Source organism: Gordonia sp. DT218, from assembly GCF_049847105.1.
In the GTDB taxonomy this organism is placed as follows: domain Bacteria; phylum Actinomycetota; class Actinomycetes; order Mycobacteriales; family Mycobacteriaceae; genus Gordonia.
On the sequence record NZ_JBNCNS010000005.1, the window covers coordinates 480,416 to 493,642 of the forward strand.

General features: G+C 66.8%; 13 protein-coding genes. 10 read left to right on the top strand and 3 right to left on the bottom strand.

Annotated elements, in window-relative coordinates; all coding sequences use genetic code 11:
- Window positions 1-123: 123 nt before the first annotated feature.
- Window positions 124-1,953 carry a polyprenol phosphomannose-dependent alpha 1,6 mannosyltransferase MptB gene (mptB, locus tag ACPXCG_RS20500; RefSeq protein WP_425794027.1) on the bottom strand — a complete coding sequence of 610 codons (1,830 nt, stop codon included), beginning with the start codon at window positions 1,951-1,953 and terminating at the stop codon, window positions 124-126.
- A gap of 180 nt (window positions 1,954-2,133) precedes the next feature.
- On the opposite strand from mptB, the gene ACPXCG_RS20505 reads away from it, so the two are divergent.
- The 9 genes from ACPXCG_RS20505 to ACPXCG_RS20545 all read left to right on the top strand — a co-directional run bounded on the left by ACPXCG_RS20505 (window position 2,134) and on the right by ACPXCG_RS20545 (window position 9,405).
- A complete protein-coding gene (locus ACPXCG_RS20505) occupies window positions 2,134-2,943 on the top strand; it encodes a helix-turn-helix transcriptional regulator (RefSeq protein ID WP_425793977.1) in 810 nt (269 codons plus the stop codon).
- The gene (gene sufB / locus ACPXCG_RS20510; protein ID WP_425793978.1) at window positions 2,940-4,403 is read left to right on the top strand and encodes a Fe-S cluster assembly protein SufB; all 1,464 of its coding nucleotides are present in this window, start codon (window positions 2,940-2,942) and stop codon (window positions 4,401-4,403) included. The genes ACPXCG_RS20505 and sufB overlap by 4 nt, the downstream gene beginning before the upstream one ends.
- Window positions 4,403-5,665 (top strand): Fe-S cluster assembly protein SufD, encoded by a 1,263-nt coding sequence (gene sufD / locus ACPXCG_RS20515; protein ID WP_425793979.1) that lies wholly within the window; start codon window positions 4,403-4,405, stop codon window positions 5,663-5,665. The genes sufB and sufD overlap by 1 nt, the downstream gene beginning before the upstream one ends.
- A gap of 51 nt (window positions 5,666-5,716) precedes the next feature.
- Window positions 5,717-6,490, top strand: a complete 774-nt coding sequence (gene sufC / locus ACPXCG_RS20520) for a Fe-S cluster assembly ATPase SufC (RefSeq protein WP_425793980.1) — start codon at window positions 5,717-5,719, stop codon at window positions 6,488-6,490.
- Window positions 6,491-6,516: 26 nt separating this feature from the next.
- On the top strand, window positions 6,517-7,821 hold the full coding sequence (locus tag ACPXCG_RS20525) for a cysteine desulfurase (protein WP_425793981.1): 1,305 nt from the start codon (window positions 6,517-6,519) through the stop codon (window positions 7,819-7,821).
- Between the two features lie 2 nt (window positions 7,822-7,823).
- The gene (gene sufU / locus ACPXCG_RS20530) at window positions 7,824-8,294 is read left to right on the top strand and encodes a Fe-S cluster assembly sulfur transfer protein SufU (RefSeq protein ID WP_425793982.1); all 471 of its coding nucleotides are present in this window, start codon (window positions 7,824-7,826) and stop codon (window positions 8,292-8,294) included.
- Complete coding sequence (locus ACPXCG_RS20535) at window positions 8,291-8,650, top strand: metal-sulfur cluster assembly factor (protein ID WP_164307889.1); 360 nt, start codon at window positions 8,291-8,293, stop codon at window positions 8,648-8,650. Before sufU ends, ACPXCG_RS20535 begins: the two co-directional genes overlap by 4 nt.
- An 18-nt stretch (window positions 8,651-8,668) precedes the next feature.
- Window positions 8,669-9,127, top strand: coding sequence for a DUF1992 domain-containing protein (locus tag ACPXCG_RS20540; RefSeq protein ID WP_425793983.1), 459 nt, complete (start codon window positions 8,669-8,671; stop codon window positions 9,125-9,127).
- Between the two features lie 101 nt (window positions 9,128-9,228).
- Window positions 9,229-9,405 (top strand): hypothetical protein, encoded by a 177-nt coding sequence (locus tag ACPXCG_RS20545; protein ID WP_425793984.1) that lies wholly within the window; start codon window positions 9,229-9,231, stop codon window positions 9,403-9,405.
- Here ACPXCG_RS20545 and ACPXCG_RS20550 read toward each other — a convergent pair.
- Together ACPXCG_RS20550 and ACPXCG_RS20555 are read right to left on the bottom strand one after the other, a co-directional pair.
- A complete protein-coding gene (locus tag ACPXCG_RS20550; protein WP_425793985.1) occupies window positions 9,383-10,519 on the bottom strand; it encodes a lycopene cyclase family protein in 1,137 nt (378 codons plus the stop codon). The two genes, ACPXCG_RS20545 and ACPXCG_RS20550, sit on opposite strands and share 23 nt — an antisense overlap.
- Before the next feature lie 88 nt (window positions 10,520-10,607).
- Entirely contained in the window at window positions 10,608-11,375 is a 768-nt protein-coding gene (locus ACPXCG_RS20555; protein WP_425794028.1) for an SDR family oxidoreductase, read from the bottom strand.
- Between the two features lie 110 nt (window positions 11,376-11,485).
- Between ACPXCG_RS20555 and ACPXCG_RS20560 the strand changes: the two genes are divergently transcribed.
- On the top strand, window positions 11,486-13,114 hold the full coding sequence (locus ACPXCG_RS20560; RefSeq protein ID WP_425793986.1) for an ABC-F family ATP-binding cassette domain-containing protein: 1,629 nt from the start codon (window positions 11,486-11,488) through the stop codon (window positions 13,112-13,114).
- The last annotated feature ends 113 nt before the right edge of the window (window positions 13,115-13,227 follow it).

The following is a 13,227-nucleotide window of genomic DNA, read 5'->3' on the forward strand; positions in this document are numbered from 1 at the left end:
ATGATCAGGTCGTCGATCATCACCGTCGTACCGCTGTCGGATCGTCGTGCCGCGCACATGGGCCAGACTATTCGTTCGGCGTCGTCGTCCCAAAAACGCGGATTCGCCGCGCCGGGTCCGTCCTCAGTCCGCGTCGGTGCCCTCACGGACCGATTCACGTCCCCGACGACCCCGCCACCATCGGTGCACCGGCAGGTCCTCGAAGAACAGCGCGGTCATCACCGCGACCATGATCACGCCCGCCAGGAGCCCTTGGGCCAGTACGACTCCGCTGGTGTTGGAGCTCGTCGGCATCACCACGATCGCGATGATCGCAGAGACCGCGATGGTGGTCAGGCGGAACCACGGGCGGGTCGCCCAGGCCGCGAGCGGGATCACCGCCCACAGCAGATACCAGGCCTGGACGAAGGGGAAGAAGACGACGACTGTGGCCATTGACACACCGAGAGCACCGAGCGGATGCAATCGGCCGCCGAGGCAGGCGAGCATCCAACGCACGATGAAGACCGCCGCCACGAGCTCGCCGAGCGGACGGCCGACCTCGAGGATCGCCTGGGTCTGGTCGCCGAGGCCCAGTGCGAGCCCGAGACGGCCCGTGGTCACCGACAACAACGTCGGCATGGACATCCAGGACCGCACCACTGCGCCGGTGGACCCGGTGCTAGTCCATCCGAAGCCGAGTCCGGTACCGACCGAGATCCCGACCATGACGACGGCCAGGACGGCCGCGTAGAACGCCGCCGACGAGCCGAGTGCCGCGATGCTCCGGCGTGATCGTTCCCACCATTGGTCGATCGGTGCGTTGCGAAGTGCCGGCAGGATGGCACCCCATCGTTGGGCGAGCGCGATACCGACGAATCCGAGTGCCAGCAGCGACGTCACCTTGACCATCGCCGATGCCGAGATGACCGCGGCGCCGGCGATCAGCGTCCACCCGGCGGCACTGGGCCACCACGACGAGGACCTGCGTAGTCGATCCGCACCGTAGATCGCGCGGAAGGACAGTTCCAGGCCGACCAGCATCATGCCGAGCATCAGGGCCTCGTTGTGGATGCCACCCACCAGATGCAGGATCAGCAGCGGGTTCATCGCGCCGAGCCAGAGGGCCGCCACCGATGACACCCCGCAGCGCCGGGCCAGCCGCGGCAGCGCCCACACGATCAGAGCGATTCCGAACAGTGCCACCAGGCGATGCAGGAAGATCGCCGCGGTGATGTTGTCGCCGGTGACGGCCGTGATGCCCTTGCCGATCCACAGGAACAAGGGGCCGTAGGGGGCCGGGGTGTCCCGCCACAGATTGGGCACCGACCGGGTCAGCACGTGATCGACACCGAGTCCGCGGACCGGACTGACCACATACGGATCCATCCCGCGGAACGCGATCGCGCTCTGCGCGAGATAGGAGTAGATGTCCTTGGACAGCAGCGGTGGCGCGACGATGATCGGCGCGATCCAGAGCATGAGGGTGCGGTCGGCCTGCTGACGCGTCATCCGGCGTTCCGGGCTGCGTCCCCGGCGTACCTCGACGCTGAAGCGTCCGACGGCAAATCGGCCGATCAGCAACCAGGCGACGACCAGCATGATGGTGCCGCCGATCGAGAGCGTGAGGGCCGTACTCCACATCCGCGACGGGAGGGACAGCACGCGCATTCCGGCCACGGGGTTCTGCAGCACCGGGACCTGCCCCGTACCCAGTGACCCGATCAGCAGGAGGATCGCTCCGGTCGCCCCGAACAGCTTGATGCGCAGGAGGCGCCGGTTCTCGGCCGCGTTGAGCGGGCCGACCTCGCGCTCGTCGTCGTGCAGACGCGCGACGGTCTTGCCATAATCGCCTCGACGGTCGATGGTGTCGTCGACCTGGGCGGGGTCGGTACGGGATCGGTTCCGGCTCAGCCCGAGGTAGTCGACGCTCCGGCGCAGGGCCTGGTGAGGCGAGCGAGCCCATTGCGGCAGCGCGCGGCCCCGACTCCGCGGCACTGTGGTTTCTGGCACGCCGACGACTCTAGTGCCCCGACTCTAGTGCCCCGTCCGCGCTGCGAGGATTCGCCACACGTGCGGCACTGACCAGGTTCGGTAAGGGCAGCCTTGCTGGCATGCGGGAAGCAATTACGACACACTTGTGTTGTGAAAACCATGAGGAGCGATACAGCGCTGCCCAAGGGCGCGCCCAGCGGCCCCTCTGATGGGGCCACCGCGAATGCCGGTCATCACGACGGGCAGACACGTGCTGCCGTGATCTCCCTGCTGGTCGAGGACGGTCCGCTGACCGCGAGTGAGATCGCCGATCGCCTCGGTATCAGCGCTGCGGGTGTCCGACGGCACCTCGACGCACTCGTCGAGGTGGGCGACGTGGAGACCTCATCCTCGGGATTCGGACGCCGTGGTCGCGGCCGTCCGGCCAAGTGGTTCCAGCTCACCGCGACCGGCCGGGGCAAGTTGCGCCACGCATACGACGACCTCGCGGGCGCGGCGATGCGCAGACTGCGGACCGTCGGCGGCGAGTCCGCGGTCGAGGCGTTCGCCCGCGACCGCGTCGAGGAGATCGTCGCGACCGTGGTGCCCGCCGACGAGTCCGGATCGGTCGCCACCACGGTGAACGACATCGCCGATGCATTGACCAGTGCGGGTTTCGCGGCCAACACCCGTGAGGTCGGTACCGGGATGCAGATCTGCCAGCATCATTGTCCGGTCGCCCATGTGGCCACCGAGTTCCCGGAGCTGTGCGAGGCGGAGACCGCGGTGTTCACCGAACTGCTCGGCACCCACGTGCAGCGGCTGGCGACCATCGCGAACGGCGATTGTGCCTGTACCACCCATGTTCCGCTCCACCCCCCGCCGGAAGGGGTCACGGTCCCGTCCGGCACCACCATCCAGACGACAGCGAGCGATGCACAGCCCGCATCCGCTCACCCGATGAAGACGAGTCGAAAGGCTTCGCGATGACAGTCACCGAACCAACCGCGACCGACACCGCCACCCCCGTCAAGCCCTCGCCCCTCACCCAGGAGCAGACCATCGCGTCGCTGGGCAACTACGGGTACGGCTGGGCGGATTCCGACGTCGCCGGTGCCAGCGCAAAGCGCGGTTTGTCCGACGCGATCGTCGCCGACATCTCGGCGAAGAAGAGCGAGCCGGAATGGATGCTCGAGCAGCGTCTCAAGGCCTTGCGCATCTTCGATCGCAAGCCGATGCCGCACTGGGGTGCCGAACTCGACGGCATCGACTTCGACAACATCAAGTACTTCGTGCGGTCGACCGAGAAGCAGGCGGCAACCTGGGATGATCTGCCTGCGGACATCAAGAACACCTACGACAAGCTCGGCATCCCCGAGGCCGAGAAGCAACGTCTGGTCTCCGGGGTCGCGGCGCAGTACGAGTCCGAGGTGGTCTATCACCAGATCCGTGAAGACCTCGAGGAGCAGGGTGTCATCTTCCTCGACACCGACACCGCGCTCAAGGAGCACCCGGAGATCTTCCAGGAGTACTTCGGATCGGTGATCCCGGCCGGCGACAACAAGTTCTCCGCTCTCAACACCGCGGTGTGGTCGGGAGGATCGTTCATCTACGTGCCGCCGGGGGTCCACGTCGACATCCCGCTGCAGGCCTACTTCCGGATCAACACCGAGAACATGGGTCAGTTCGAGCGGACGCTGATCATCGTCGACGAGGGCGCGTACGTGCACTACGTCGAGGGTTGCACCGCGCCGATCTACAAGACCGACTCGCTGCACTCGGCCGTCGTCGAGATCATCGTCAAGAAGGGCGGCCGCTGCCGGTACACGACCATTCAGAACTGGTCGAACAACGTCTACAACCTGGTCACCAAGCGTGCCAAGGCCGAGGCCGGCGCCACCATGGAGTGGATCGACGGCAACATCGGTTCCAAGGTCACGATGAAGTACCCGGCCGTCTGGCTGACCGGTGAGCACGCCAAGGGCGAGGTGCTCTCGGTCGCGTTCGCCGGCGAGGGACAGCACCAGGACACCGGCTCCAAGATGGTGCACCTGGCGCCCAACACGTCGAGCAACATCGTGTCCAAGTCGGTTGCCCGCGGCGGCGGCCGCGCCTCGTATCGCGGCCTGATCAAGATCAACAACGGTGCACACGGCAGCCGCTCGACGGTGAAATGTGATGCCCTGCTCGTCGACACGATCTCCCGCAGCGACACCTATCCGTATGTCGACATCCGTGAGGACGACGTGACCATGGGTCACGAGGCCACGGTGTCGAAGGTCAGTGACGACCAGCTCTTCTATCTCATGAGTCGCGGTCTGACCGAAGACGAGGCGATGGCCATGGTGGTGCGCGGATTCGTCGAGCCGATCGCCAAGGAACTCCCGATGGAGTACGCGCTCGAACTCAACCGCCTCATCGAACTGCAGATGGAAGGAGCCGTCGGCTGATGGCAGATCCCACATTGCCCGTGTCGGCGACCCCGGGCGCGCCGGTCGCCCCCGTCAACCGCGGCGAAGCCGCCCCCGTCAACCGCGGCGAAGCCGCCCCCGTCAACCGCGGCGAAGCCGCCCCCGTCAACAAGGGGGAGATGTTCACCTCCTTCGATGTCGAGGCGTTCGAGGTGCCCAGTCCCCGCGAAGAGGTGTGGCGGTTCACCCCGTTCCGCCGGCTGCGCGGACTACACAACGGCTCGGCTCAGCGCACGGCTGATCCGACGTTCGAGATCTCCGGCCCCGACGAGGGCGTGAGCGTGGAGACCGTCGGCCGCGACGACAAGCGCCTCGGCCAGGGTGGCATCCCGTTCGACCGAGTGTCCGCCCAGGCGTTCTCGTCGTTCACCGACGCCACCGTGGTGACCATCGGCCGTGAGGTCGAATTGTCCGAGCCCGTCGTCGTCGACATGACCGGTCCGGGAGAGGGCGAAGTCGCCTTCGGCCACCTGCAGATACGCCTCGAGGCCTTCGCCCGCGCCGTGGTCGTCCTCGACCAGAAGGGCAGCGGCACCTACGCCGAGAACGTCGAGTTCGTGGTCGGCGACAGTGCGGCGCTGACCGTGGTGAACGTGCACGACTGGGCAGACGACATGGTGCATGTGGCAGCGCACCATGTCCGGGTCGGACGTGACGCCGTCGTGCGGCACTTCGCGATCAGCCTCGGCGGCAACCTCGTCCGGCTCTCTCCGGTCGTCCACTACGACGCGCCCGGCGGGGACGTCGAGTTGTGGGGCCTCTACTTCGCCGATGCCGGCCAGCACCTCGAACAGCGTCTGCTGGTCGATCACAGCCAGCCGAACTGCCGGTCGAACGTGGTCTACAAGGGTGCCCTGCAAGGCGACCTCAGCGGTGACCGCACCCGAGAGGCCCACACGGTCTGGATCGGCGACGTGCTGATCCGTCCGGCAGCCGAGGGGACCGACACGTTCGAGCTCAACCGCAACCTCGTCCTGACCGACAACGCCCGCGCCGACTCGGTGCCCAACCTGGAGATCGAGACCGGCGAGATCGTCGGTGCCGGACATGCCAGCGCAACCGGTCGATTCGACGACGAACAGCTGTTCTACCTGCAGGCCCGAGGCATCCCCGAGGATCAGGCCCGTCGCCTGGTGATCCGTGGGTTCTTCCGCGAGATCATCGCCAAGATCTCCGTGCCCGACATCCGTGAACGGCTAGAGGCCGCCGTCGAATACGAGCTCGAGATCGCCGGCGCCTGAGCCGGTTCACGAGCACAGCCCCACCCACGAGCATCAAGGAACACAACTACCGTGACCACACTGGAAATCCGTGACCTGCACGTCGACGTCGCGCAGAGCGACACCGACGCCGACCCCATCCACATCCTGAAGGGTGTGAACCTGGCCGTGTCGTCGGGTGAGACGCACGCCATCATGGGCCCCAACGGCTCGGGCAAGTCCACCCTCTCGTACGCGATCGCCGGCCACCCGAAATATCAGGTGACCCAGGGCTCCATCACCCTCGACGGCGAGGATGTCCTCGAGATGAGTGTCGACGAGCGCGCCCGCGCAGGGCTGTTCCTCGCCATGCAGTACCCGGTCGAGGTGCCCGGGGTGTCGATGTCGAACTTCCTGCGGACCGCCGCGACCTCGGTGCGCGGCGAAGCGCCCAAGCTGCGTCACTGGGTCAAGGAGACCAAGGAGGCGATGACGGCGCTGGAGATCGATCCGTCCTTCGGAGAGCGCAGCGTCAACGAAGGGTTCTCCGGCGGTGAGAAGAAGCGTCACGAGATCCTGCAGCTCGGCTTGCTCAAGCCCCGGATCGCCATCCTCGACGAGACCGACTCGGGCCTCGACGTCGACGCGCTGCGCGTCGTCAGTGAGGGTGTGAACCGGTACAAGGACCATGAGCACGGTGGTGTCCTGCTGATCACGCACTACACGCGCATCCTGCGCTACATCCAGCCGGACTTCGTCCATGTGTTCGTGAACGGACGCATCGTCGAGTCCGCCGGACCGGAGCTCGCCGACGAACTCGAAGAGAACGGTTACGTCCGCTTCACGTCGGCGGCCGCTGCCGGCTGAACCCACCCGGTGAAGGAGGTACCGTCATGACGCTCTCTCCCGAAACCGTCGCGCCCACCTTGGATGTCGAACGACTGCGCGCGGACTTCCCGATCTTGTCGCGCACGGTCCGTGACGACAAGCCGTTGGTCTACCTGGATTCGGGTGCGACGTCGCAGCGGCCGGTACAGGTGCTCGACGCCGAGCGTGAGTTCCTGACGACGCACAACGCGGCCGTGCACCGGGGGGCTCACCAGCTCGCCGAGGAGGCGACCGACGCCTACGAGGGCGCGCGGGCGACCATCGCCGCCTTCGTCGGTGCGACGCCCGAGACGATCGTGTTCACCAAGAACGCGACCGAGGGGCTCAACCTCGTGACCTACACGCTCGGCGACGACCGGTCGGCCGAGGTGCTGGATGGTCGTCCCCTCGGTCCGGGTGACACCGTGGTGATCACCGAGCTCGAGCACCACGCGAATCTGGTCCCATGGCAGGAACTCTGCCGTCGGACCGGTGCCACGTTGAAGTGGTACGGGGTCACCGAGGACGGCCGGATCGACCTCGATTCGCTGACGCTCGACGAGACGGTCAAGGTCGTCTCGTTCACCCACCAGTCCAACGTCACCGGCGCGGTCGCCGATGTGGACGAGATCGTCCGCCGGGCCCGCGAGGTGGGTGCGGTCGTCGTCCTCGACGCCTGCCAGTCGGTGCCACACACAGCCGTCGACTTCGCCGCGCTCGGCGTCGACTTCGCCGCGTTCTCGGGGCACAAGATGTTCGGGCCGTCCGGCGTCGGTGTGCTCTACGGCCGGGCAGGGCTGCTCGATGCGTTGCCGCCCTTCATCACCGGTGGTTCGATGATCGAGACCGTGTCGATGGAGGTGTCCACGTATGCGCCGTCGCCACAACGATTCGAGGCGGGCGTGCCGATGACGTCGCAGGTCGTCGGGCTCGGCGCAGCCGTCGACTATCTGACCGCGATCGGTATGGATACCGTTGCGGCACATGAGCATCAGCTGACCGCGTACGCACTCGAACGCCTGGCGGCGATCGACGGTCTGCGGATCGTCGGCCCGACCGCTGCCGAGCAGCGGGGCGGCGCCGTCTCGTTTCTCGTCGACGGTCTGCACGCGCACGATCTCGGTCAGATCCTCGACGACGAGGGCGTCGCGATCCGTGTCGGCCACCACTGCGCGTGGCCCCTGCACAAGCGCTTCGGGGTGGCCGCCACGGCTCGTGCCTCGTTCGCCGCGTACAACACCCTGTCCGAGGTCGACGCGCTGGCCGATGCGATCGTCAAGGCGCAGAACTTCTTCGGGGTGATCGGGGCGAGCGAGAGGGGGGACCGCTAGCGATGCGGATGGAACAGATGTACCAGGAGGTGATCCTGGACCATTACAAGCACCCGCATGGCCGTGGCCTGCGTGAGCCGTTCGGTGCCGAGGTACACCACGTGAACCCGACGTGCGGTGACGAGATCACGCTGCGGGTCGCGCTCTCCGCCGACGGGTCGACCGTCGAGGACATCTCCTATGACGGACAGGGCTGTTCGATCTCGCAGGCATCGACCTCAGTGCTCCACGATCAGCTCGTCGGGCAGCCGGTCGACGAGGCCCTCACCACCTTGGACTCCTTCAACGCGATGATGACCTCGCGCGGCGCGGACGAGGGCGACGAGGACGTCATCGGCGACGGCGTCGCGTTCTCCGGTGTCAGCAAGTACCCGGCCCGCGTCAAGTGTGCTCTGCTTGGATGGATGGCCTTCAAGGACGCGTTGGCCCAGACAGTCGACAGTGATGAACCTTCAGAAGTGGAGTCGGTATGAGTGACGAAACAACCACAGCACCGGAGGCCCCGACGACGTCGTTGCCCCAGCTCGAGGACGTCGAGGAGGCGATGCGAGACGTCGTCGATCCCGAACTCGGTATCAACGTCGTGGACCTGGGTCTCGTCTACGGCATCGAGGTCACCGAGGAGGCGGTCGCCAAGATCGACATGACCCTCACCTCGGCAGCCTGTCCGCTCACCGACGTGATCGAGGATCAGTCGCGGGCCGCGTTGGTGAACAGCGGGTTGTGCACCGACATGGAGATCAACTGGGTCTGGATCCCGCCGTGGGGACCGGACAAGATCACCGACGACGGGCGCGAACAGCTACGCGCCCTGGGCTTCACCGTCTAAATCGGGCGGCGCGGTCTGATGCCGGAGGCCAACGACGACCGGGCCTCGACCAAGGGCAGGTTCCGGCGCGTCCGACGATGGCAGCCGCCGCGTTACGAGTCGCGGGTGGAGAGGGTGATCCGCGAGGCCACCGAGCGCGGTGAGTTCGACAACCTCCCCGGCATGGGCAGCCCTCTCGACCTGAGCGACGCCGACGATCCCGATTGGTGGGTCAAGCGGAAGATCCGTGACGAGAATCTCGATTCGTCGGCGTTGCTGCCGATGCCGTTGCAACTGCGCAAGGAGGCCCAGGGCTTCCCCGAATCGCTGCGCAGCATCGCCGACGAGAGCGCGGTGCGCGAGATCCTCACCGACTTCAACCGTCGGGTACGCGAAGCCCACCTGGGATCGCGTGCCGGCCTTCCCACGCTGATCACGGCCCACACTGTCGTCGTCGACGACCTCGTCCGTCAGTGGCGAGATCTGCGGGCCAGGTAGATGGGGCCGGATAGGCCGGGTGTGAGGCAGTTCGACAGACCCGGAGACGTTGTTAGGCTGGATGACGTACGGACCTACGCGAGTTTCGAAAGAGGTGCGCGATGACCGTCAATGATGCGATCCCGTCTGCCGACGACGCCGACCTGATCGAACAGTCCATCGACGTCGAACCCGATGGAGCAGAGGACGATTCCGACGTGTATCCGGTCACCAGCCGCGACACCGTCGAGGATGAGGCCGACGCGTTCGCGCCCGTCACCCGCGAGCAGCGTCGCTGACGGGCGCGCGACCCGTCACCGCGCGGACGAGCGAACGTCGTGTCGTCTGGTCGGTGTGCGCGAACATCGTCGCCATCGCCGACAGCGTTCCGGTCAGGTCCTCCCGACCCGTCAGGTAGGCACGCTGTCGCTCGACCGGCAGACGTGCGAATGTCGCGAAGAAGCGACGTGTCTGCTCGGCATCGAGAGCCAGCACAGCGCGCAGGCCTGCGGATCTGAGCCGATACACCGCGCGGGCCGGAATCGGCCAGAGGGCCGACTGTGGATCCTCACCGGTGGCCACCGCATCCGCGACAACGTCGGCGGCTCTCAGCGAGGCACCGATGCTGTAGCCCGTGGCCGGGTGCAGTAGGCCGCCCCGGGCGCCAAACTGCAGTGATCGGCTTCGCCATGGCGTCCGTGGTCCACTCAGGGCGAAGGACACCGATTCCGTTTGCGTTGCCGACGCCACGGCCGCAGCGCCCAATCGCCGCTCGAGTCGGGAGCGCAGTTGTCCCATCGACAGCGGTGGGTCTCCCGCGAGACACGTTTCCTCCAGTAGGAATCGCTTGTCGTCGAGCGGCACGGCATAGAGAAACGATGCGATACCGAGTGCGTCGTCCGGTGTGACAGGGGTCCAGTCCATCAGGACGGCATCGGCGTCCCGCAGGATCGGTCGTGCCCGCTCGCGTGGCACCACCACGCCCCAGGCCGTCTGGCGCGGTCCGCGGCCGGCCGTGCCGCGGGCGTCGACGACCCGTGCGGTTCGGATTGGTCCCGACTCGGTGATCACCTGATCATCCGCCACCACTTGTGCTGTCCCGGCGACAATCCGCGCGCCGTCGACGTCGAGGGTCCGGCGCAGGCCTGGGTTGTCGAAGATGGCGTAACCACGCTCGATGCGTACGGCGTCAGGGGTCCGGACCTCCACCGAATCAGTCTGTGCGGACAGGGCATCGACGGGGATCCAGGCGGGAATCTCGTCGGCCCAGCATGCATAGGTCGGCCGCCACGGCCGGGACGGATGCGGATCGACGAGCGTGACCTCGACGCCGCGTCGCAGCAGACGGTGGGTCACCGCGCGACCTGCCGGTCCCGCGCCGACCACCACGACGTCGGTCATCGCATCTGTCACAAGCTCGTCTCTGTCACGAGTGCGTCTGTGTCACGAGTGCGTTTCTGTCACAGCGTGCGGGTCACGCCGGCGGGTCATCGCTGCCCGGTCACATCGATCCGGTGGACAGCATGCCACCGTCCACGTTGAGCGTTTCCCCGGTGATCCACGCCGCCTCGTCGGAGGCCAGGAAGGCGGCCGCGCGGGCAATGTCCTCCGGCTCGCCGAGACGGCCGAGGGGGTAGCCCTTGACCGCGCGGGCCTCGTTGTCGCCCGCGATCAGATCGGTCGCGAACCGGGTCTTCACGATTGCGGGGGCGATCGCGTTGACCCGGATGTTGTTTGATCCGAGTTCCCAGGCGAGTTCCGAGGTCAGCCGGATCAATGCGGCCTTGGATGCCCCGTACGCGGCGATCACACCGGTCGAGCGGATACCTGCGACCGACGAGATGTTCACCACCGCGCCGCCGTTGTCGCGCATCCCGGCCCGAAATGCCTCCTGGATGAAGCCGAGGGCAGCAACCACGTTGGTGTCGAAGATCTTGCGGAACGCCGCCAGGTCGGCGTCCATCAGGGGACCGAAGATCGGATTGATCCCGGTATTGTTGACCAGGATGTCGATCCCGCCCTGTGCGACCGCCGCGGCCACCGCTTCGGTGCGGTGAGTTTCGTCACCGGTGTTGCCGGGTGTGGCGATGACTTTTGCGCCGGCCACCGCGGTGCGGATCTGCTCGGCCGCCTCCTCCAGCGGCTCGGGCTTGCGGCCCGTGATGACCACCGCTGCGCCGCGTCGCGCCAGTTCGGTGGCGATGGCGAGGCCGATTCCGCGGCTCGCGCCGGTCACCAGTGCGGACTTGCCGGTCAGGTCTGAGGACATGTGTGTCGGTGTGGTTTCGCTCACGGTCCTCACGGTAATGGTCGCCTCGGGGGACGGTGGAGCGGTCGGGCGGAAAAAGAGATGGCCCCGCGCAGGTAGACTGGACCGCCGTGATCACCGCAACCGACCTCGAAGTCCGAGCGGGCGCTCGGACGTTGTTGTCGGCGCCCGGGCCTGCACTGCGTATTCAGCCCGGCGACCGGATCGGCCTCGTCGGCCGGAACGGCGCGGGCAAGACGACGACCCTGCGAATCCTCTCCGGCGAGACGGAACCATATGCCGGGACGGTGGTACGCAGCGGCGAACTCGGTTACCTTCCCCAGGACCCCAAAGAAGGCGATCTCGACGTCCTCGCCAAGGATCGGGTGCTGTCCGCGCGCGGCCTCGACGCGATCATGCATCAGATGGAGAAGCAGCAGGCCGTGATGGCCGAGGCGGCCGACGATAGGGTCCGTGACCGGGCAGTGGCCAAGTACGGGCAACTCGAGGAGCGGTTCTCCGCACTCGGCGGCTACGTGGCCGAATCGGAAGCCGCTCGCATATGTCACAGCCTCGGTTTGCCGGATCGGGTTCTCGGCCAGGCGCTGCGGACGTTGTCCGGAGGGCAGCGGCGTCGAATCGAGCTGGCGCGCATCCTCTTTGCGGCCTCCGACGGTGCCGGCAAGTCCGACACAACGCTTCTCCTCGATGAGCCCACGAACCACCTCGACGCCGACTCCATCACCTGGCTGCGCGGATTCCTGCAGAACCATGAGGGCGGTCTCGTGGTGATCAGCCACGACGTGGAACTGCTGGCCGACGTGGTGAATCGGGTGTGGTTCCTCGATGCCGTCCGCGGCGAGGCCGACATCTACAACATGGGCTGGCAGCGTTACCTCGATGCCCGCGCGACCGACGAGCAGCGGCGCAAGCGCGAACGCGCCAACGCCGAGAAGAAGGCGGGTGCACTCCGAGCGCAGGCCGCCAAACTGGGCGCCAAGGCGACCAAGGCCACAGCCGCACAGAACATGCTGAAGCGGGCGGACCGGATGATCGACGCTCTCGACGAGGAGCGGGTGGCCGATCGGACCGCGCGAATCCGGTTCCCGGAGCCGGCGACCTGCGGCAAGACTCCCTTGATGGCGAGCGGCCTCACCAAGATGTACGGGTCCCTGGAGATCTTCACGGGAGTCGATCTGGCGATCGACAAGGGCAGCCGAGTCGTCGTGCTCGGACTCAACGGCGCCGGCAAGACCACCCTCCTGAAGCTGCTCGCAGGTGTCGAGTCACCCGACCGCGGTTCGCTCGATCCCGGCTACGGCCTGAAGATCGGGTATTTCGCTCAGGAACACGACACTCTCGACGACATGGCTTCGGTATGGGAGAACATCCGCCACGCCGCGCCAGACGCGGGGGAGCAGGAGCTGCGCGGTCTGCTGGGTGCGTTCATGTTCAGCGGTGCTCAACTGGACCAGCCTGCGGGCACGTTGTCGGGCGGCGAGAAGACCCGCCTGACGCTGGCGGGGCTGGTCTCGTCCGCGGCCAATGTCCTCCTGCTCGACGAGCCCACCAACAACCTGGACCCGATCTCGCGGGAGCAGGTCCTCGACGCGCTGCGCAGCTACACCGGCGCCGTGGTCCTCGTGACCCACGACCCCGGTGCCGCCGCCGCCCTCGACCCGCAGCGCGTGATCCTGCTGCCTGACGGCACCGAGGACCACTGGTCCGACGAGTATCAGGAACTCATCGAACTCGCCTGAGGCCCCGGGGCCGGTTCATCGCGGGTAGGTGACGATTTCCTGTCCGGTTGTGGGGTTGTGCCAGGTGATGGTGCGGTCGGTGTGCATGGTGGGGAGCCAGATCGCCAGGTGTT

Excerpts from the sequence above, each read along its gene's own strand:
- ACPXCG_RS20505 (WP_425793977.1), top strand. The coding sequence starts at position 2,134 with ATGAGGAGCGATACAGCGCTGCCCAAGGGCGCGCCCAGCGGCCCCTCT.
- ACPXCG_RS20555 (WP_425794028.1), bottom strand. The coding sequence starts at position 11,375 with ATGTCCTCAGACCTGACCGGCAAGTCCGCACTGGTGACCGGCGCGAGC.
- sufD (WP_425793979.1), top strand. The coding sequence starts at position 4,403 with ATGGCAGATCCCACATTGCCCGTGTCGGCGACCCCGGGCGCGCCGGTC.
- ACPXCG_RS20540 (WP_425793983.1), top strand. The coding sequence starts at position 8,669 with ATGCCGGAGGCCAACGACGACCGGGCCTCGACCAAGGGCAGGTTCCGG.
- sufB (WP_425793978.1), top strand. The coding sequence starts at position 2,940 with ATGACAGTCACCGAACCAACCGCGACCGACACCGCCACCCCCGTCAAG.
- ACPXCG_RS20545 (WP_425793984.1), top strand. The coding sequence starts at position 9,229 with ATGACCGTCAATGATGCGATCCCGTCTGCCGACGACGCCGACCTGATC.
- sufU (WP_425793982.1), top strand. The coding sequence starts at position 7,824 with ATGCGGATGGAACAGATGTACCAGGAGGTGATCCTGGACCATTACAAG.
- ACPXCG_RS20525 (WP_425793981.1), top strand. The coding sequence starts at position 6,517 with ATGACGCTCTCTCCCGAAACCGTCGCGCCCACCTTGGATGTCGAACGA.
- ACPXCG_RS20535 (WP_164307889.1), top strand. The coding sequence starts at position 8,291 with ATGAGTGACGAAACAACCACAGCACCGGAGGCCCCGACGACGTCGTTG.